This window comes from Acinetobacter proteolyticus (genome assembly GCF_000367945.1).
Lineage (GTDB): Bacteria > Pseudomonadota > Gammaproteobacteria > Pseudomonadales > Moraxellaceae > Acinetobacter > Acinetobacter proteolyticus.
The window spans coordinates 1,140,470-1,160,167 of record NZ_KB849179.1 but is presented as its reverse complement, the minus strand read 5'-3'; the positions used below and the strand labels follow the sequence as shown (position 1 = coordinate 1,160,167).

Here is a 19,698-nt window from a genome sequence, read left to right as displayed (position 1 = left end):
TGGGAATGACAATTCATATTATTACGATCGATGGTCCTAGTGGTTCGGGTAAGGGTACACTAGCCGCTAAAATTGCAGCACATTATCACTTTAATTTATTAGATTCTGGTGCGTTGTATCGTTTACTTGGATTGTCATTGTTTCAGCATGGTTTGCTTGATCGCATTGATGCAAATTTAGATCAATGTGTTGAGTATGCGACACATTTGGATATCGAATTTAAAACGACTGAAGCAGCGACATTGATTTTTCTTGAGGGTGTAGATGTCACTAATACTATTCGGACTGAACAGGTCGGAGAGTATGCCTCTAAAGTTGCCACTGTGCCTGCATTAAGAAAAGCATTATTTGCACGTCAGCGTGCATTTATTCAAGCGCCTGGACTGGTAGCTGATGGCAGAGACATGGCAACATCGATCTTTCCAGAAGCTCAAGCTAAAATTTACCTAACGGCTTCGGCTGAGTCTCGTGCAGAGCGACGCGTAAAACAGTTGCAGGGTATGGGGCTTGATGCTAAAATAAGCGACATTTTATCTAACATACAGGCTAGAGATAAAAGAGATATGGAGCGTACAGTTGCTCCGCTCAAGCCCGCTGATGATGCGTATGTCATTGATAGTTCTACAATAGGCATCAATGAGGTATTTCAGTTGATGGTTGACTATATCAATAGCCGTATAAAATAGATACACAATTTTTTTATCAGTTGAAGCATTGCTTGATCAGATTTTTTGGACAATGTAACAACTTAACTAAACCGGCCTTGTCTGATCCAAGACCGCGGACTTTATCAGGTATATCATGACCGAATCTTTTGCAGCCCTCTTTGAAGAAAGTGAATTAAACCTCAATGTTGAAAAGGGTGCAGTCATCCAAGGTACTGTTGTTAGTATCGATTCTGACTGGGTTACTGTTGACACTGGCCTTAAATCTGAAGGCGTTGTTGACCGTGCTGAATTTTTAAATGAACAACGTGAACTTGAAGTTCAAGTTGGCGATACTGTTGACGTAGTTGTTGAAGCGCTTGACAACGGTATGGGTCAAACCGTTTTATCACGTGAAAAAGCGAAACGTGCTGAAACTTGGACTAAACTTGAGAAAATCTTTGAAGACGGCGAAATCGTTACTGGTGTTATCTCTGGTAAGGTTAAAGGCGGTTTCACTGTTGACATCGGTCCTGTACGTGCATTCTTACCAGGTTCTTTAGTTGACACTCGTCCTATCCGTGACACAACTCACCTTGAAGGTAAAGAGTTAGAGTTCAAAGTAATCAAACTTGATGCTAAACGTAACAACGTTGTTGTATCTCGTCGTGCAGTTATGGAAGCTGAATCTTCAGCTGACCGTGAAGCATTACTTGCTCAACTTGAAGAAGGTCAAACTGTTACAGGTACAATCAAGAACCTTACTGATTACGGCGCGTTCGTTGATCTTGGCGGTATTGATGGTCTTCTACATATCACAGATATGGCTTGGAAGCGTATCAAGCACCCTTCAGAAGTTGTTGAAGTTGGTCAAGAAGTTACTGTTAAAGTACTTAAGTTTGACCGCGAGCGTAACCGCGTATCTTTAGGCCTTAAGCAATTAGGCGAAGATCCATGGTTAGCGATCATGAGCCGTTACCCTAAAGGTTCTATCGTTAAAGCACGTGTAACTAACTTAACTGACTACGGTTGCTTCGCTGAAATCGCTGAAATCGCTGAAGGCGTTGAAGGTTTAGTACACGTTTCAGAAATGGACCACACAAACAAAAACATCCACCCATCTAAAGTTGTTCAGATCGGTGATGAAGTTGATGTTATGGTTCTTGAAGTTGACGAAGAACGTCGTCGTATTTCATTGGGTATCAAACAAACTCGTGCTAACCCATGGGAAGAGTTTGCTAAAGCAAATGAAAAAGGCGAAAAAGTTTCTGGTACGATCAAGTCAATCACTGACTTCGGTATCTTCATCGGTTTATCTGGTGGTATCGACGGTTTAGTACACTTGTCTGACATTTCTTGGAACGAACAAGGCGAAGAAGCGATTCGTCGTTACAAGAAAGGTGACACAGTTGAAGCAGTTATCTTATCTGTTGACGCTGAAGGTAACCGTATCAGCCTTGGTATCAAGCAATTAAACAGCGATCCATTCAATGATTTCTTAGCTGCTAACGAGCGCGGTGCTTTAGTTAAAGGTACTGTAACTGCTGTTGATGCTAAAGGTGCTACAGTTAAATTAGCTGATGACATCGAAGCAACGCTTAAAGCATCTGAAATCAACCGTGACCGCGTTGAAGATGCGACTAAATTCTTAGAAGTTGGTCAAGAAGTTGAAGCGAAGATCATTAACGTTGATCGCAAATCTCGCTCTATCAACTTGTCTATCAAAGCGAAAGACGAAGCTGAAGAGAAAGAAGCTGTGAACAATGCTCGCCAAGCTGCAGCGGCTCAAACTTCTGAAAGCAATGGTCCTAAGACTATTGGTGACTTAATTAAAGCTCAAATGAAGTAATTTGTTAAAAAGTACGTTTCTTGTAACAGAGACGTACTTTTTTATACAAAAATACTGTAAACGGTAGCGTAGTAATCATGTACTGCGCTACCGTTTTGTATTTAAACAGGTTATTATTAAAAACATTGGAAAGTAGCAATAATTAAAGAGGTCATCAATGACTACTGAAGCACTTAATAAATCTGATTTAATTGAACGGATTGCACTTAAAAACCCACACTTAGCTGAGCCTTTAGTTGAAGATGCAGTTAAGATTATGATTGATCAAATGATTGAAGCACTTTCAAGCGGCGATCGTATTGAGATCCGTGGTTTTGGTAGTTTTGCATTACATCACCGTGAGCCACGTTTAGGGCGTAATCCTAAAACAGGTAAATCTGTTGATGTTGCTGCAAAAGCAGTTCCACATTTTAAACCTGGTAAGGCACTTCGTGACGCAGTAAACGAATCTGCTGAATAAGAATTGAGGTGTTTATGCGTTATGTATTAATTGCATTACTCGTTGCCATTTTTGGTTATTCACTCGCTTTAGTGCTTCAAAATCCGGCTGAGCTACAAGTAGATTTACTATTTACTCAAGTTCCAGCAATGCGCTTGGGCTTGCTACTTTTACTGACCTTGGTCTTAGGTGTTGTGGTTGGTTTGCTTCTTGGTGTGCAAGTTTTCCGAGTATTCCAGACCAGTTGGGAAATCAAGCGTCTTCGTAAAGATATTGATCATCTGCGTAAAGAGCAGATCCAACTTGCACAACAGGCTGCCGCAGAAGCTGCTGCAAGTGTAAGACATGAGAAAACTGTGTTGGATATCAATCCTGAGAGTCAAACACGTACACCGTTGTAATTGAGAATATCTTTTGAGCTATAAATTCTTTAAGATTTTATAGTAAATAAAAAATAGCCCTTTTTATGAAGGGCTATTTTTTTTACATTAAGGAATGCCGAGGTATCTCAAGCTTGCAGTCACCAACATCGCAACTAGGATGACCACGATCAGCGAATATTTCTTCCATGCAAACACAACTGCAACAGCGACACCCACGATTTTACTGATTCCACTGAAATGAGTTTCAGAAAAAAGTGTATTGAATATGGCTAAGGTAAATAGCAGAACGCAAGCAGAATCGGCAAGAAGTTGTTTGTGATGCTCTTTAAACGTTATACGATCAGCCAAATAGAATCCCGAATAGCGAATGAGATAAGTGCCTAGTGCGAGTACGGCCATCCCAATAAAGATATAACTTTCACTATATTTCATTTTGATTTACCTTTCAGCAGAAGACCAAACATTGAAACGAGAACAGGCAAACCTGTTGGTAGTAGCGGGATAGAAGCTAAAGATAATGTGGTACCAAGAAATACCCGATTTCGTGTGGTTTTGTTTCTGAGCATCGGCAGAATCAAAGCAAAAAGAATAGCGGGAAATGCAGCATCAATACCAAACACATAAATATCAGGAATATTTTTACTCAAAACATAGCCAATAAACACGCCAATTGGCCAAAGAATGCAAATGCCTAATCCACACATCCAATACGCCCATTTCTTGGCTTGATCATTGTGCTGGCTTAGTCCAAACATCACACTTTCATCATTCATGATGTGACAAGCGATAAAACGAGATGCATTTTTCTCAATAAATGTTGCAACGGATAAACCAAATGGCAGATGGCGTAGGTTGATTAATATGCCCGTCAATGCTGCAAAAATAGGGTTCGCACCTGTCGCAATCATACCAATGAACGTAAATTCGGCTGCTCCAGCCAGAACAGTTAAAGAAAGTAATAGGGGAATCCACATGGGCACATCAAAGCTTGCTGCAACTGAACCTAATGAAATTCCAACAATTCCAGTGGCAATAGAAATGAGGCTAATGGCTTTGATGAGATTATACCGCTCTTTATCTGGCATCTTTCTTTTCTATATCAAACGAACGTACGATATAATAGATTAGATTTATACTGTTCGTCAAAACGAACGTTCGTTTTTTATGGTGAAATATGGCATTGCCAATTGAAATTGTTGCGAAAGGCTTACAAAGAGAAAGACAAAAGGCGGGACTGTCCTTAGCTGAAGTGGCCCGTCGAGCAGGCATTGCGAAATCGACTTTATCGCAACTGGAAGCGGCACAAGGTAACCCAAGTCTGGAAACCTTATGGGCCTTGTGTGTGGCTTTGGATATTCCTTTCGCAAAGTTGATGGAAAGTAATATCACACAAACGCAAGTGATTCGCTTTGGCGAAGGGCCTTCGGTTTCATCCGAGATTGCCCACTATCAAGCGATTTTATTGGCCAATTGCCCAACAGGTGCTAGACGGGATGTTTATATCTTGGTCACCCAACCCGGCGAGCCCCGTTGCAGTCAGCCACATTCAATTGGCAGTATTGAACATATTATTATTATGCAAGGCAAGGCTAAGGTTGGCCTGATTTCGGAGCCAGTGCTGCTGAGTGAGGGGGATTATATTTGTTATCCTGCTGATCAAGCGCATATCTTTGAAGCACTGGAAACAGATACCCGAGCGATTTTGATCTCAGAGCAAAGATAGGGATGTTTTAGGCGATTGGAAAAGCTTTTTTTCAATATGCTGGCTTTCTTGCTTTGTTCATGCCCTGAATCACTTTATAATTACTCGATTTTTATGTGATGGAACTAGATTTGTGAGTATTATTGTTGCCCTAGACGCAAAAAGCCAATATGACGCCCTAACAATTGTCGATCAGCTAGATCCGTCACTGTGTCGTGTCAAAGTGGGTAAAGAGCTGTTTACTCATGAAGGTCCATCCATTGTTAAAAATTTACAAGACAAAGGTTTTGACGTTTTTCTAGACTTAAAATTCCATGATATTCCAAATACCACGGCTCAGGCCGTGTGTGCAGCAGCAGACCTTGGTGTATGGATGGTGAATGTGCATGCGTCAGGTGGTCGTAAAATGATGGAAACCTGTGTAGAACGCCTCAAGGCTGGAAATTATCAAACTCAGCTGATTGCAGTGACGGTTTTGACTTCGATGGGTCGTGAAGATTTACGTGATCTAGGCCTAGATATCGAACCTGTTGAGCAAGTAAAGCGTTTGGCGAAACTCACTCAAGAAAGTGGTTTGGATGGGGTGGTTTGTTCAGCACAAGAAGCTAAAATTCTTCGTGAGCTATTAGGACAAGATTTTGCTTTGGTTACACCAGGGATTCGCCCAGAAGGTACAAATGCGGATGACCAAAAGCGTATTGTGACCCCTAAGCAAGCCATGCAGGATGGATCAACGCATTTAGTCATTGGTCGCCCAATTACTAAGGCTGAGAATCCAACTGAGATGTTAAAGTCAATCTTGGCTTCAATCTGATAAAGTATGATTTTTAAAACTTCATACTTAGAAATAAGCTGATGAGCAATGGTGCGAGAAGAGATAAAATCAATCCACTCATCATTGCATGTGGTACGTAATGCGTGCCACATGACTGTTTAACCATGGCCAGTGTGACATCCATAGAGGTTGCACCAGCACTCGAAATCGCAGAGCGTGGAAAGCGCCAGCCTAGACAATACATCAATAAAATCGCAAAAATCTCTCTAAATAAGTCAGTTAACAGTGCTATGCCACCCAGTTTAGCTGAGTGTAATTCAGTGAATAGAATTCCTGACATTGAATACCAGCCATAGCCTTGGGCTAAGGCCATCACTTCGTTTAGACTGTAATGATTGGATAAAATAAAATAGTTAAAGACGGCAGCTAAGCAGGAACCGACAAAGGCTGCGACTGGCACAAGCAGAATTCGCCAACTCAGCCAGCTACGATCAAATTGGGTAAAAGCCAATTCAACACCGATCAGAAAAATAAAGATCAGCAATAAATACCAACTATTAAAGTTGAGCGCTAAACCTGCGCTATTGACCACGATACCCAATAGAATACCAACGCCCAAAGCCAAAAACGCTTTTGCAATATTCTTAAGTGCGTTGAGAAACAGGTGTAAGGAAATCTTTCCTTGTACGCTTTGTCGATCAATTAGTTTGTAGGTGATTAAGCAAATAAAAAATGAACCAATCGAAGTGGTAAATGCAATCAGTAACGCTGGCGGTAGAATAGCAGCAGGATTTTGAACGTGATTTAAGGCTTGAGTCAGCTCAAATGCCACACTAATCAGTAAAATATAAGAAAAATAGGGCAGTATATTAAATACGAATTGTTTAATTGTTTGTGATAAATGTGGTCCGACAAAATAGCCTAAGCTAATACAGACAAAAATCTGGAAGATTAAAACAAAAGAGGTCATACAATCAGAGCGTTTATAATGCTGATTTATTATGAAGGGAAATCTGATACTTGGATAGATTTATATATCACTTGATATAGAATGTTTGCAATAAAAGTGTATTTAAACCCATCACAAGCAGCTAAGGTGATTGATTCACTTCATTGTTGTCAAGCAGCTATGAATATCATGTTGACTGAAATATACTTTTGTAAGACATAGAGGTAAATGATTTGTGACAGCAACGAAGATTCAAAAATTTGCCTTGGAGCGTTTTGCAAAACAAGGCTTTGCCGCAACATCCTTAAATGAAATTGCGACTGATGTTGGAATTAAAAAGCCTTCAATTTATGCACATTTTAAAAATAAAGATGAACTGTATCTGAGCTTGATTCCCATCATGATTGATGAAGAGTTGGGACATGCTAAAACCGTTCTGCAAGGTGGTGCGGGAATTCAGCAGCAATTACATGCTTACTTCATGAGTATCGAACAGCGCTTTGATGCCTCTTATGGGGTTCAGTTCTGGATGAATGCGTTAATTAGCCCACCTGTACATTTATATGATCAGGTGATTGAACCGATGCATGTTTTTATGGCTGAATTGGAACAGGTATTTTTACAGGCAATACGACAGTCAGTATTGAAAGAAAATAAGCACCAACTGGAGAGTATGGTTTTGGCTCGAGTCTGTATGAGTTTTGTCGATGCCTTACAAAGTGAATTAATCTATGGTGGTCGAGATAAGTTCAGGCTTCGACTGGATGCCATTCTTAAAACATTAGATGTTCTGATCAGCCCTTAATAGTCGTCAATTGCTGATCAGAGCAAGATATTTATTATTCTGTTTCCATCGTCGAAAAAGCATCTCTTGGTTTAAGTGCGGCATAAACACATAAGCCGAGTGCAATCATTCCGCAAAGAAATAGGCTGGCTGGCAGCAGGCTGATGTTAATTTCAAACAAGCTCACGATAAAGCCAATTAACGAAGCAAAAGCATATTGCAGCAAACCCATCAATGATGAGGCTGCACCGGTTAAATGTTGCGGGCTTTGTTGCATAGTCAGTGCAGTCAAATTACCAAAAATAAAACCTGTAGACCAGATACTCAGTCCCAGAAAAACAATGTATTGCCATAAACTTAAGTGATAAAAACTGACACTCAGCATTAGAATGAAACTGGCGCCACTAAATATGCATAGGCCCAGTAGCAATAATTGGTGCGCTGTCCATCGTTTTAATAACAGGATTGAAACTTGTCCAAGGATAATCAGTCCCACGGCATTAGCCGCAAATAGGCTACTAAAACTTTCATTATGAATATGATAATGCTGGATAAAAATAAATGGCGATTGGCTCAAATAAACAAAAAAACCACCCAAGATAAAACCACCTGCCAAGGTATAAGCCATAAAGCGTTTATTTAGGGCAAGTGTTTGATAGCTTGTTCGAATCGTTGCAAATTGAAGTGGCTGACGATATTGAGGCTTTAGGGTTTCTGGGATGGCGTGATTACCCCATAACCAGAGAATGGCTCCCAATGCAGCCAAAGTATAGAAAATCAAAGGCCAAGAGCCGATCCGCAAGATCAGACTTCCAAACAAGGGCGCAATGATGGGTACAATCATCATCACCTGCATCAAAATAGAAAAGTTTTTGGCACTGGTTTTGGCATCACAAACATCAGAAATAATTGCTCTTGGAACGACTAAGCCCGCTGAGGCACCGATTGCTTGCATGAAGCGTGCTGCCAGCAGCCATTCAATACTTGGTGCAATTGCGGCTAAGAATGAACCCAGAATGAAGATTGCAATGCCAATCAGTAAGGGCTGACGTCGGCCAAAACGGTCAAGCAATGGACCATACAATCCTTGACCGATTGCGAGTCCAATCAGAAACACCGAGAGCGTGAGTTGTATATGACCTGGTGAGGTTGTAAAGCTGTCTGCTAAAAGAGGAAATGCGGGTAAATAAATATCAATCGCTAGTGCATCTAAGGCTGTAAATAGGGACAGTAACAGCAGTAAAGACCAACTGATCTTAGAAATAGGCAGGGCGGATTTCATCTTTTATATGCTCTTGCGAGGAAACGAATATGGATTGTTTGTCTACCTAACGTTAGGTAGTTGAAATATTAACATGAAGATTTCTCTGTTGTACAGAGAATAAACGAAGCTATTTCATGAAATAGGGCAATGAAGAGTTCGGCTTTAATTCACCAGAAATAAAAAACACCTTTGCTTGAAAGGTGTTTTTTATAGGCTAAAGCTATAGTTTAAGCAGCATTATTTTTTGTATGAGTTGCTGAGTTGATAAAATTATAATCAGCAACATTTACTTTACGGGTCTCTAACCAATATCGCCATGTGTAGGTTGGCCATAGCGAGAAGTTTTTACCGTCAGCGGCTTGATACCAACTGCTACAGCCACCTGCTTGCCATACGGTTCCTTTCAACTGCCCTTGAACACGCTCATTGAATTGATCTTGAACTTCATGTTTGATCTCAACCGCTTGAGTACCTGTTTTATCAACGGTTTGGATTAACTGTAGAATGTAGTTTACCTGAGACTCAATCATGAAGATCACTGAGTTATGACCGAGAATGGTGTTTGGGCCCAATAACTGGAATAAATTCGGGAAATTCTTGGTACTGATACCATAATAACTTTCAGCACCATCTTTCCATGCCTGTTTCAGTTCTATGCCATGACGGCCAACACAATCGAAATGCTTGAGATAAATACGAGGGTCGGTAATAAAGCCAGTCCCGTAAATCAGGCAATCGATTTGACGTTCTTTGCCATCTTTGGTGATGATGCTATTGGCTGTGATTTCTTGAATAGCATCTGTCACCAATTCAACGTTTTTACGATTGAAAGTGGGGAAGTATTTATTTGAAATCAAAATGCGTTTACAGCCCATGACAAAATCGGGCGTCAGTTTTTTTGCGAGTTCTTTATCTTTGACTTGGAAACGGATAAAGGCTTCAGCCAGTTTTTGACCGTACTTCATGATTTGAGGTTGTACGATAGGTACAACACGAGATTCATTGGTCCAGTACAAACGGGTACGGTGAATCTGACGGTAAATATTTGACGCTTTGAATAAAGATTTACTCAGTTGCGAATATTTACGTTCATCTCGCGGAATCACCCAGGCTGCAGTACGTTGTAATACATATAACTGCTTCACCTCGGGTGCAATTTCAGGAATATATTGAATCGCACTGCCGCCAGTTCCAATCGATGCAACAGATTTACCTCTTAAGTCGTAGTCATGGTCCCACTGTGATGAATGGAATACTTTGCCCTGGAACTTTTCAATGCCTTTTACATGCGGAACTTGCGGCACATGCAGTGGGCCTGAAGCAAAAATAACAAATTGTGCTTCTAGTGTAGGTTGATCTTTGAAAGTCAAAGTCCAGACATTGCGGCTTTCATCAAATTCTGCATGGGTAACTTCATGATTGAACTGGCAATAATCTTTTAATTTATACTGTTCGGTAATATCTTGAATATAGGTAAAGATTTCATCTGCCTCGGCATAACGCTTTGACCAGTCTGTCTTCGGTGCAAATGAAAGCGAATACATATGTGATTGAACATCACAGGCTGCGCCAGGATATTGGTTTTCGCGCCATGTACCGCCAACATCATTGGTTTTTTCTAAAATTACAAAATCATTGATTTGACTTTGCAAGAGTCGAATGGCCATTGCTAAACCGCCAAAGCCTGCACCAATAATTGCAACTTTTGTTTTTTGAATCGCATTTTTGGTTTCATCACGCATAGTCTACGTCCTACACAGCTAAATTTTGTGCAAGTTTAACGGTTTTAGCGAGATTAAATATGATTGTATAGACGCAAAACTTGATCATTTCGGCAATTCATTTGTGCATGCTTTTATAGTAAAACATTAAAGTTTTGAGAACTGCATTCGGACTTATGAAAAGATCTATCCTCGGATTGATGTATTTAATTCAAGGCATGCGGCATGTCGGCATTGATGTGGACGCGCGTTTAGCGAATATGGGAATACAGGCCGATGCATTAGATCCAAGCTCGATTATCCCTGATGAAATTGAATGGGATATTTTGCAGCAGATTAGTCAGGATATCTCACCTGAACAAGGTTTATTCATTGGACAACATTATGCATTGGCTGGTTATGGTCCCTTTCTGATGTTATTGGTGACCAGTGATACTTTACATCGTGCTTTACTCAATGGTGTTCAATTTCAGCAGTTAACCCATCTATTTGGGTCTTTGCAGTTAAAGATTGAAACTGATTTGATCTATTTGTTCTATCAACCCATTGATTTAAGTATGCATCTCGGCCAACTAAGGGCACAGTGTGAGATTTCAGGTACCTATAAATTCTTACAAGATATTTTTAAAATGATGGGCTTGGATGTGCCTAAGATTCAGATTGAATTACCATTTCAGCGACCTAAAGATCTAAGCTTGCTTGCTGCTTATCAGGACTATTATGGGCAAGATGTCAAATTTGGATGTGTGCAAGCGGCGTTCATTTTAGAAAATACGCAAATTTTAAATACAAAAATACCCTCTGCCGATATTTTGACGTATCGTATTTATGAAGAAAAATGCCTACATGATATTCAGCATTTAGAGAAAAGTGCAGCAGTCAAATTAACCATTGTTGAGTATGTGCAGGATTATCTGGAAATGCAAAATGGGGTGATACCAACCATGGCAGAAACAGCTTATGCGTTAAGTATTCCTGAGCGAACGTTAAGACACCAATTGCAGCAAATGCAGACCAGCTATAAAGAAATCCGTGAAAAGCTGATCAAACAGAAGGCAATTAAATTTATTGAAAACAGTTCTTATTCCATTGAACAGGTGGCCGAAATGTTGGGTTATTCTGAGCCAGCTGCGTTTAATCATGCCTTTAAAAGATGGTTTGGATTGAGCCCAAGGCAATATCATCGAAATCATTAAATGATTAAAAATGGTACATTTTGATGTTTAAACTCTATGATAATTAAGCCTAAAATCTAATGCCATTGAACAGAATGTTCGATATAATTTTCATCAATTAAAATTGCAATAACACCTTATGTCAAATTCTAAACCAGACTCACATAGCACTGCATATATCCCAACCTCACCTGCTGAGCGTTATGCTCAAGCACTTGAGTCAGGACAATTCATGCCAGATGAGGCTCAAGCACAAGCCGTGCAAGAGTTGGATCGAGTATGGAAAGAGTTACTCACTCGCTACAAAGCGTCTAAGAAAGCGTTTCGACGTTTCCGTCGTCAAACCTATCCAAAAGGCGTTTATATGTGGGGGGGTGTCGGTCGTGGGAAAACATGGCTAATGGATCAATTCTATGAATCTGTGCCATTCCGCCGTAAAACACGCATGCATTTCCATCACTTTATGCAACACGTCCATAAAGAGTTGAATAAACTTTCTGGTCAACGTAACCCTTTGGATTTGGTTGCGGATCAAATTTATAAAGATGCTGTTGTGATTTGCTTTGACGAATTTTTCGTATCGAACGTAACTGATGCGATGATCTTGAGTGATCTATTCCAAAAGCTATTCGAGCGTGGCATTACTTTGATTGCGACCTCAAATATTGCGCCAGATGGTCTATATAAAAACGGAATTCACCGTGATCGTTTTATCCCAACAATTGAGTTGGTCAAAAAGAACTGTACCATTTTGAATGTGGATGCAGGTGTGGATTATCGTTTGCGTGTATTGAAGCAAGCACAATTATTTAAATATCCATTAACCGATGATGCGCAAGCGTGGTTATCTAGTCGTTTTAAAGCATTAACCCAAACACAGACTCAATCTAATTCACCGATTATGATCAATAATCGCGTGGTGGAAACCTTAGGTCATACTGAAGACGTATTGTGGTGTGAGTTTTCAGAATTATGCTTTAAGCCTCGGAGCCCCGCAGACTTTATTGAAATCGCCAACATTTACAATACCGTTTTGGTGAGCAATGTTCCGCATTTGACTGATTTCCTGTCGGAAGGGACACGCCGCTTTATTTATTTGGTCGATGAGTTTTATGACCGAGGTGTAAAATTAATCCTCACTTCAGAAGATTCAATTATTGATCTTTATGAAGGCGAGAAATTGGCATTTGAAATTGAACGTACGCGTTCACGATTATTAGAAATGCAATCGGATGATTACCTACATTCGGAACACCGACAAATTCAGGTCGCACAAACTTCATAAATGAAAAGGCATTCTTCGGAATGCCTTTTTTTATAAACTTATAGAGATAAGGCTTTATTCTTGGTCGAATTTTGTTATAACTAGATGAGTTTGAAAAGGGAGTATGTTGCATAACTATAAAAGAAGCACACATCATTTGATATTTTGATAGGTATAAAAAAATATGTTTGTCAATACTTCTAATGGGGAAAATGCTTACTATTTAGGAATGTGATATTACTATTCAGGCTAGTATAAATCAGTATACTAGAATTCTTGTTATAAAAAGTTAGCACCATCAGGAAAGACAATGACTGTACGTATTCAAAAAGGCAAGCTAGCGATTGCTAAAGAACTTTACGATTTCATCGAAAATGAAGCTTTACCAGGAACTGGTTTAGAAAGCGAAACTTACTGGAAAAACTTCGAGCAAGTCGTTGTCGACCTTAGCCCAAAGAACAAAGCACTATTGGCTAAGCGTGATGAACTTCAAGCGAAGATTGATGAATGGCATCGCAATAATAAATTTGAATTAAATGCTTACAAGGCATTCTTAACTGAAATTGGTTACCTAGTTCCAGAAGTTGCGGACTTCGAAGTGACGACTGAAAATGTTGATGAAGAAATCGCATTGTTGGCTGGTCCACAACTGGTTGTGCCAGTACGTAACGCACGTTATAGCTTAAATGCAGCCAATGCACGTTGGGGCTCTTTATATGACGCGTTGTATGGTACAGACGTTATTTCTGAAGAAGGTGGTGCAGAGAAAGGTAAAGGTTATAACCCAGTTCGTGGCGATAAAGTTATTGCTTTCGCAAAAGATTTCTTAAACCAAACTTTCCCATTGGCTCAAGGTTCGCATGCAGATGTAACTCAATATGCAGTGGTGAATAACGGTTTAGCTGTAACCTTAAAAGATGGTTCAACAACTTCTTTGGCACATGAATCACAATTTGTTGGTTTTAACGGCGAAGCTGCCAGCCCTACTGAGATTGTTTTATTAAATAATGGTTTGCATGTGATCATCGAAATCGATGAAAACAGTCCAGTTGGTAAAACAGATGCGGCGGGCGTTAAAGATTTAACTCTTGAAGCTGCGGTAACTACAATCCAAGATTTGGAAGACTCGGTTGCAGCGGTTGATGCTGAAGAGAAAGTGGAAGGCTACCGTAACTGGTTAGGTCTTATGAAAGGTGACTTGCAAGAATCAATCGAGAAAAACGGTAAAACTGTTACTCGTACCTTGAACAAAGACCGTACTGTACAGAATCTGATTGGTGGTACAACCACATTACATGGTCGTTCATTAATGTTGCTTCGTAACGTAGGCCACTTAATGACCAACCCTGCGATCTTAGTTGACGGTGAAGAAGTGTTCGAAGGCATTATGGATGCTTTAGTGACACCTTTACTGACAGTTGCTGATATTCGTGGTCAAAACGAGAACAAAAACTCTCGTAAAGGTTCAATGTATATCGTTAAGCCAAAAATGCATGGTCCAGAAGAAGTTGCGTTTGCAGTTGAATTGTTCGAGCGTGCTGAACAAGCGATTGGCTTGCCGGCTAAATCACTCAAAATCGGGATCATGGATGAAGAACGCCGTACTTCTGTGAACTTGAAAAACTGTATCGCTGCTGCGAAAGACCGTACCATTTTCATTAACACAGGCTTTATGGATCGTACGGGTGATGAAATCCATACCTCTATGGAAGCTGCGCCAGTTGTACGTAAAGAAGCAGTTAAAACACAGAAATGGATTGCTGCTTACGAAAACCGTAACGTTGCGATTGGTTTAGCGTGTGGTTTACAGGGTAAAGCGCAAATTGGTAAAGGCATGTGGCCGAAACCAGACAGCATGAAAGATATGTTGGCAACCAAGACTGCACATCCAAATGCAGGTGCAACTTGTGCATGGGTTCCATCACCAACAGGTGCAGTACTACATGCATTGCACTACCATCAAATCAATGTAAAAGCACGTCAAGATGTGTTGGCTGCTGAAGATATGTTGACTTTAGATGACTTGTTAACGCCGCCATTTGCACCAGAAACAAACTGGACTGCAGAAGAGTTAAATAACGAACTTGAAAATAACTGTCAAGGGATCTTGGGTTATGTGGTTCGTTGGGTAGACTTGGGTGTTGGTTGTTCTAAAGTGCCAGACATTAACAACGTTGGCTTAATGGAAGACCGTGCAACTTTACGTATCTCTTCTCAACACGTTGCAAACTGGTTACGTCACGGTATCGTAACGCGTGCACAAGTTGAAGAAGTGCTTAAGCGTATGGCTGTGATTGTTGATCAGCAAAATGCCAATGATCCATTATATACACCAATGGCACCAAACTTTGATGGTATTGCATTCCAAGCTGCGTCTGACTTGATTTTCAAAGGTGCAGAGCAGCCATCTGGTTATACAGAGCCATTGTTGCATGCTGCGCGTTTAAAGTTAAAAGGTTATACGGGTGATTAATTTCATCTAAACAAAAAAAGCCTCTACGGAGGCTTTTTTATTGCATAAGTATTGCTTCACAATTATAATATTTTTATTAAGTTGTTATTTTACAACGATATTTTAAAAGTATTGCAACTGCTTTTAAAAGGATTTAAAAAGCTGATGTAACAAGAGTGCAACAGGTTTTTTATATGGCTACTTATCAAAAAAGAAATGGCAGAATCACGGCAATGGTGCGTATCAAACCGCATCCAGTTAAATCCAAAACATTTGATACCATGCGAGATGCTAAAGCATGGGCGCAAGAATTAGAAGTTAAATTGAAGAATGAAAAGGCTCAAATTTATGAGCATATCCTATTAAAGGATGCTCTAACCGAATATCGAGATACAGTTTCAATTAAGAAAAAAAGTTCTATTCAAGAGATTCAAAAAATCAACTTTGTTCTAAAACATATGAAGTGTGATATTCCTCTATACAGCGTGGATAAAATGTTTTTAGTTGGATGGCGTGAAAAGCGACTTGAGGATGTGAAGGGCTCAACAGTGCAACGCGAGTTCATTATGTTAATGGGTTTTTTTACGTGGTGTGTAGAAACTAAGCTTTGGCTTTCAACCAATCCAGTTAAAGAAATTCAGATGCCAAAATCAGGTAACCATCGTGAGCGTGTTATATCCCCTGAAGAAGTTGAAGCACTATCGCCATTTTTAAATGATAATCTACGGGATATTTTTCACTTGGCGCTTGAGACAGGGATGCGTCAGGCTGAAATCTGCAACCTTACTTGGAATCGAATATATTTAGACAAAAGTTATCTGAGGCTTGAGATAACAAAGAACGGAAAACCCCGTGAAGTGCCCCTTAGTAAAAGGGCGAAAGAGATTTTATCTGCTAGAAAGGCCAAAGGTGCGGGATTGGTATTTGGTGAATATTCTACATATAGGGCAGGTCAAGATTTTTACAAAGCAAGAATAAAAGCTGAGTTATTTGGGTTTACATTTCACGATGCGCGTCACACTGCCGCCACACGCATCGCTTTAAAAATTCAAGTATTAGACTTATGTAAGATGTTTGGTTGGTCGAACCCAAAGAGAGCAATGACATATTACAACCCGACCGCTAGTGAGATTGCATCGCGGCTTTAACCGCATTTAGAGAATATTTGCCTCTAATATTTTTTAAGTTGGCTTTCTTTTGTAATTGTGAAAATAGATATCTGGACATGCCGGGTATCCTTTCACAAATCTGGCCAATGTTTAATATCTCATCATCTTTCTGTGCAAAGGCATCTAGTATCGCTTTACGACAAACACGATCTAAAAGATTTTCTAATTCAGTTTCAGTGATTGTGATTACTTTGACTTCTGACATTTTATTAAACCTCTCTGCGTTTCATAGCTTCCATCAATAAATCCTGCACTTCGCGCTTAGAGTCTCGGCGCTCCATTACAACAGAATCAATCGTGTTTTTAGCAATGATGTGATAAATGTAAACTGGACGATCATGGCCCGCTTGCGCTTGGCGCGTTGGCCCAATACGTTCTATGATTTGTTGGTATTGTTCTAGGTCCCACCAATGGGAAAAGAAAACTAAAATATTCCCGCCATCCTGAAGATTCAGCCCGTGTCCTGCGCTCGCTGGATGAGCAAACAGCACAGGGATTTCGCCTGCGTTCCAGTCGTGAATCGTCTTCGGATCTTTGTCCAAATGTCTGCCACTTGGAAAAGCCTTCTGTAATCGCTCAAGGTCACTTTTAAAGTGATACGCAACAAGTACCGGCATTCCGCAGGCTTCTTCGATAATCGATTCAAGCGTCTGTAGCTTTAAGTCATGGATGGCTTGCCAATTGCCTTGCTCATCGGTGTAGATAGACCCACTTGCAAGTTGTAGGCACTTCATTGTCTTTGATGCGGCGTTAAATGCTTCAACTTCTGTGGTTTCAGAAAGCTCAATGAACATTTCTTTTTCCATCTCGTCATAAAGTTTTCGCGCTTTGCCTTTGAGCTCAATTTCAACTGTTCGGAAAATTGGGTCTTTGATATCAAAATAATCTTTAGCCTCAATGCTCAAACAAATATCTTTGAGCTTGGTTTGGATTTCATTTTGACTATGTGGAAAGGGTACAAGCTGAACTGCATTTCGGTCTGCACCGACTTGGATCTGCTGGAACCATCGTTGAGTAAAAGCGCCAAAACTCGTGCCTAATCTTTGACCGCGATCAATGAACCATACTTGCCCCCAAAGGTCCTTCAATCCGTTGGGGCTTGGTGTTCCAGTCAAAGCAATGAATCTTTTTACTCGAGTATGGGCAACCTTACCTAAGGCGCGTGCGCGTACTGAACCTTGACTCACACGGAACCCTTTGAGCTTTGTGCTCTCATCAGCAACGACTTTGGTAAAGAACCAATTCTCTTTCAAGTAACCAACAAGCCAAGGCAAATTTTCATAATTAATCGCGTATGCGTTGGCTTTCTGTTTTAAAGCGCGTACGCGTTCTTCTGGCGAACCTACAACCGCAACGACTTTATAATTCTCTAAATGCTTCCACTTTTTAGCCTCATCGGGCCATGTGGTAGCGGCAACGCGCAAAGGAGCAACAACAAGCGTTGCACCTGGCTCGAATAAATCGAGGATATCAAGGGCAGTGAGGGTAGAAGATGTTTTACCAGTACCCATGCCAGCAAACACTGCGCAACGCTCATTATCCAGAATGTGATTGATAATGGCATGCTGGTAGTCGTGGGGTTTGTAGTCGAGTGCGGTCACTTTTTTACCCCTCTGATTTTTTCAAGTTGAGAACCTATTTCACGTAAATAACTCATTGTTGTGCTTTCTAAATGGTTTTCAGAAATGCAAAATCGATTCAAAACAACCTTGAAAAACTCGTATGCTTCCTGAGCATGTTTGAGAGTTTCTTCTAATTCAGCCTTGGTAGCTGTAACATCTTCTGATTGGCCTAATTCAAACGCCTGTTGTACCGCTACGTCGGCTTGCCAATAAATATCGCTTTTAATTTTTAGAAGTTTGGTTTCTGTACTCATTACCCACCTGCCTTTATTTGGATGGATACGCTTTGGGAAACAACCTCTTTGACTTGTCTCTCAATCTCTGCTCTGACCATTCGTTCGATTTCAGGGGCGGGATGATTAAATGCTTCGTGTCTAAAAACGCCTCTTAGTTGAGTGTTGACATAATCCTTGAGGATTAGTTTGACAGTCGTTTCGATTGTTTTGTGAATGCTGTAACTATCAAAAAGTTTATTAACTTTTTTCTCAATAAATTCCTTTAAAACTTCATTATATAAACTACGCATTTCGCCTTTAGAAATGTTGTGACCGTTAATTAAGTTTTTAATATGGTTTTTTACTTGGTTAATATCGCTCATCCCAATAACTCCTTAATTTGATCTATGCTGTCTATAACTTCAATTCGCTGACCCATGTCACGCATACGCTTATGTTCTCTGACCTGTGCCGCTGTTGGTTTTTCGCCTGTTGCTTTTAGCTCTGCCCAAAATGTATTGTCAGGTAGCATGACGATACGGTCAGGTGCAGAGTTGCGACCGATCCATTTAACTTTCCGAACCTCGCCGCCCAGTGCTTTAACTCGTTGCACTAGGTAGGCTTCAATTTTCGATTCGCGCATTAGGCTTATTCTTCTCTTATTAATTCAATGTTGCATCTTCCACAAAGGATGTTGGAAGATTTACCCCCATACACCTTTTGATCGCATTGGCTACATTTGTACTTGTAACGTGTAGTGTTTCGAACAGTTTTGATAAATGGCTTTTCGATAATTTCGCGTTTATATCCAGCTTCCATAATCAGATTGAATACTTCAAAAGCCTTTCCGTCTTTTATTGGCTCATGGCTCATTTTCTGACCTGTTTCACTCCCTTTGCCATCACAAGATATCGGCTGTAAACCGACAATTTTCATTTTTTCAGCCCACTCTCGGTTGTGGTATCCATTACGACTTGGCTTGCCAAATATTTGTTGCCATAAGTGAACCATTTCATGCAATAAAGTGAATGCTGTATCTTGAGGGGTGTTTTCAATGAAATACCGAGGGTTAAGTGCAATCTCGTGTTTGCTTTCCTCATTCAATGAAAATCTATCAGCCCAAAAGTACCCAAGTGTGTTTTTCTTACGAGTTAAAGTAAAAAGCACTTCTGGTAATTCGTTAGAAAACATTTCTTTATTAAAAATATCGAATGCAATTTTTAAATCGTTATAAATTTGATTCGTACTTTTTGTATTGCACATTACAATTTCAACAGATGCATTCATAACT

At 40.2% G+C, this 19,698-nt stretch carries 22 protein-coding genes; 11 read left to right on the top strand and 11 right to left on the bottom strand.

Translation table 11 applies throughout. The features are described 5' to 3' along the window. Window positions 1–5 precede the first annotated feature (5 nt). From cmk to F993_RS11320, 4 genes are all read left to right on the top strand, one after another. The gene (gene cmk / locus F993_RS11305; protein ID WP_004653856.1) at window positions 6–686 is read left to right on the top strand and encodes a (d)CMP kinase; all 681 of its coding nucleotides are present in this window, start codon (window positions 6–8) and stop codon (window positions 684–686) included. A 115-nt stretch (window positions 687–801) separates the two neighbouring features. Beyond that, window positions 802–2,493, top strand: a complete 1,692-nt coding sequence (gene rpsA, locus F993_RS11310) for a 30S ribosomal protein S1 (protein ID WP_004653855.1) — start codon at window positions 802–804, stop codon at window positions 2,491–2,493. A gap of 157 nt (window positions 2,494–2,650) precedes the next feature. Then, the gene (locus F993_RS11315; protein ID WP_004653854.1) at window positions 2,651–2,953 is read left to right on the top strand and encodes an integration host factor subunit beta; all 303 of its coding nucleotides are present in this window, start codon (window positions 2,651–2,653) and stop codon (window positions 2,951–2,953) included. Between the two features lie 14 nt (window positions 2,954–2,967). Further along, entirely contained in the window at window positions 2,968–3,333 is a 366-nt protein-coding gene (locus F993_RS11320) for a lipopolysaccharide assembly protein LapA domain-containing protein (protein WP_004653853.1), read from the top strand. Window positions 3,334–3,420: 87 nt separating this feature from the next. Here F993_RS11320 and F993_RS11325 read toward each other — a convergent pair whose 3' ends face one another. Both F993_RS11325 and F993_RS11330 read right to left on the bottom strand, forming a co-directional pair. Beyond that, window positions 3,421–3,747: an AzlD domain-containing protein gene (locus F993_RS11325; RefSeq protein ID WP_004653852.1), complete on the bottom strand. Its 327-nt coding sequence runs from the start codon at window positions 3,745–3,747 to the stop codon at window positions 3,421–3,423. Further along, a complete protein-coding gene (locus F993_RS11330; RefSeq protein WP_004653851.1) occupies window positions 3,744–4,400 on the bottom strand; it encodes an AzlC family ABC transporter permease in 657 nt (218 codons plus the stop codon). Before F993_RS11330 ends, F993_RS11325 begins: the two co-directional genes overlap by 4 nt. Before the next feature lie 89 nt (window positions 4,401–4,489). Between F993_RS11330 and F993_RS11335 the strand changes: the two genes are divergently transcribed. Together F993_RS11335 and pyrF are read left to right on the top strand one after the other, a co-directional pair. Further along, window positions 4,490–5,038, top strand: coding sequence for a helix-turn-helix domain-containing protein (locus tag F993_RS11335; protein WP_004653850.1), 549 nt, complete (start codon window positions 4,490–4,492; stop codon window positions 5,036–5,038). Window positions 5,039–5,150: 112 nt separating this feature from the next. Continuing rightward, complete coding sequence (pyrF, locus tag F993_RS11340) at window positions 5,151–5,831, top strand: orotidine-5'-phosphate decarboxylase (protein WP_004653849.1); 681 nt, start codon at window positions 5,151–5,153, stop codon at window positions 5,829–5,831. Window positions 5,832–5,844: 13 nt separating this feature from the next. On the opposite strand, the gene F993_RS11345 is transcribed toward pyrF, so the two are convergent. Continuing rightward, on the bottom strand, window positions 5,845–6,762 hold the full coding sequence (locus tag F993_RS11345; protein ID WP_004653848.1) for a LysO family transporter: 918 nt from the start codon (window positions 6,760–6,762) through the stop codon (window positions 5,845–5,847). 214 nt (window positions 6,763–6,976) lie between these two features. Here F993_RS11345 and F993_RS11350 point away from each other — a divergent pair, with 214 nt between their 5' ends. Then, on the top strand, window positions 6,977–7,546 hold the full coding sequence (locus F993_RS11350) for a TetR/AcrR family transcriptional regulator (RefSeq protein WP_004653847.1): 570 nt from the start codon (window positions 6,977–6,979) through the stop codon (window positions 7,544–7,546). A gap of 34 nt (window positions 7,547–7,580) precedes the next feature. On the opposite strand, the gene F993_RS11355 is transcribed toward F993_RS11350, so the two are convergent. Then, window positions 7,581–8,807, bottom strand: coding sequence for a multidrug effflux MFS transporter (locus tag F993_RS11355; RefSeq protein WP_004653846.1), 1,227 nt, complete (start codon window positions 8,805–8,807; stop codon window positions 7,581–7,583). Between the two features lie 209 nt (window positions 8,808–9,016). Continuing rightward, window positions 9,017–10,531, bottom strand: coding sequence for a flavin-containing monooxygenase (locus F993_RS11360; protein ID WP_004653845.1), 1,515 nt, complete (start codon window positions 10,529–10,531; stop codon window positions 9,017–9,019). 155 nt (window positions 10,532–10,686) lie between these two features. Between F993_RS11360 and F993_RS11365 the strand changes: the two genes are divergently transcribed. The 4 genes from F993_RS11365 to F993_RS11380 all read left to right on the top strand — a co-directional run bounded on the left by F993_RS11365 (window position 10,687) and on the right by F993_RS11380 (window position 16,549). Continuing rightward, window positions 10,687–11,706 carry an AraC family transcriptional regulator gene (locus F993_RS11365; RefSeq protein WP_004653844.1) on the top strand — a complete coding sequence of 340 codons (1,020 nt, stop codon included), beginning with the start codon at window positions 10,687–10,689 and terminating at the stop codon, window positions 11,704–11,706. Window positions 11,707–11,824: 118 nt separating this feature from the next. After that, entirely contained in the window at window positions 11,825–12,970 is a 1,146-nt protein-coding gene (gene zapE, locus F993_RS11370; protein ID WP_004653843.1) for a cell division protein ZapE, read from the top strand. Window positions 12,971–13,259: 289 nt separating this feature from the next. Then, entirely contained in the window at window positions 13,260–15,422 is a 2,163-nt protein-coding gene (locus F993_RS11375; RefSeq protein WP_004653842.1) for a malate synthase G, read from the top strand. Window positions 15,423–15,595: 173 nt separating this feature from the next. After that, window positions 15,596–16,549: a tyrosine-type recombinase/integrase gene (locus F993_RS11380; protein WP_004653841.1), complete on the top strand. Its 954-nt coding sequence runs from the start codon at window positions 15,596–15,598 to the stop codon at window positions 16,547–16,549. On the opposite strand, the gene F993_RS11385 is transcribed toward F993_RS11380, so the two are convergent. From F993_RS11385 to F993_RS0119690, 6 genes are read right to left on the bottom strand one after another with little or no spacing between them, the layout of a single operon-like run. Then, window positions 16,524–16,775 (bottom strand): hypothetical protein, encoded by a 252-nt coding sequence (locus F993_RS11385; protein ID WP_004653840.1) that lies wholly within the window; start codon window positions 16,773–16,775, stop codon window positions 16,524–16,526. The two genes, F993_RS11380 and F993_RS11385, sit on opposite strands and share 26 nt — an antisense overlap. A gap of 4 nt (window positions 16,776–16,779) precedes the next feature. After that, window positions 16,780–18,171, bottom strand: a complete 1,392-nt coding sequence (locus tag F993_RS11390) for a DEAD/DEAH box helicase (RefSeq protein ID WP_004653839.1) — start codon at window positions 18,169–18,171, stop codon at window positions 16,780–16,782. After that, a complete protein-coding gene (locus F993_RS11395) occupies window positions 18,168–18,446 on the bottom strand; it encodes a hypothetical protein (protein WP_004653838.1) in 279 nt (92 codons plus the stop codon). Before F993_RS11395 ends, F993_RS11390 begins: the two co-directional genes overlap by 4 nt. After that, window positions 18,446–18,790 (bottom strand): hypothetical protein, encoded by a 345-nt coding sequence (locus F993_RS11400; RefSeq protein WP_004653837.1) that lies wholly within the window; start codon window positions 18,788–18,790, stop codon window positions 18,446–18,448. Before F993_RS11400 ends, F993_RS11395 begins: the two co-directional genes overlap by 1 nt. Beyond that, on the bottom strand, window positions 18,787–19,050 hold the full coding sequence (locus F993_RS11405) for a PDDEXK family nuclease (protein ID WP_004653836.1): 264 nt from the start codon (window positions 19,048–19,050) through the stop codon (window positions 18,787–18,789). The genes F993_RS11400 and F993_RS11405 overlap by 4 nt, the downstream gene beginning before the upstream one ends. A 5-nt stretch (window positions 19,051–19,055) precedes the next feature. Next, window positions 19,056–19,694: a SprT-like domain-containing protein gene (locus F993_RS0119690; RefSeq protein ID WP_004653834.1), complete on the bottom strand. Its 639-nt coding sequence runs from the start codon at window positions 19,692–19,694 to the stop codon at window positions 19,056–19,058. Window positions 19,695–19,698: the final 4 nt, after the last annotated feature.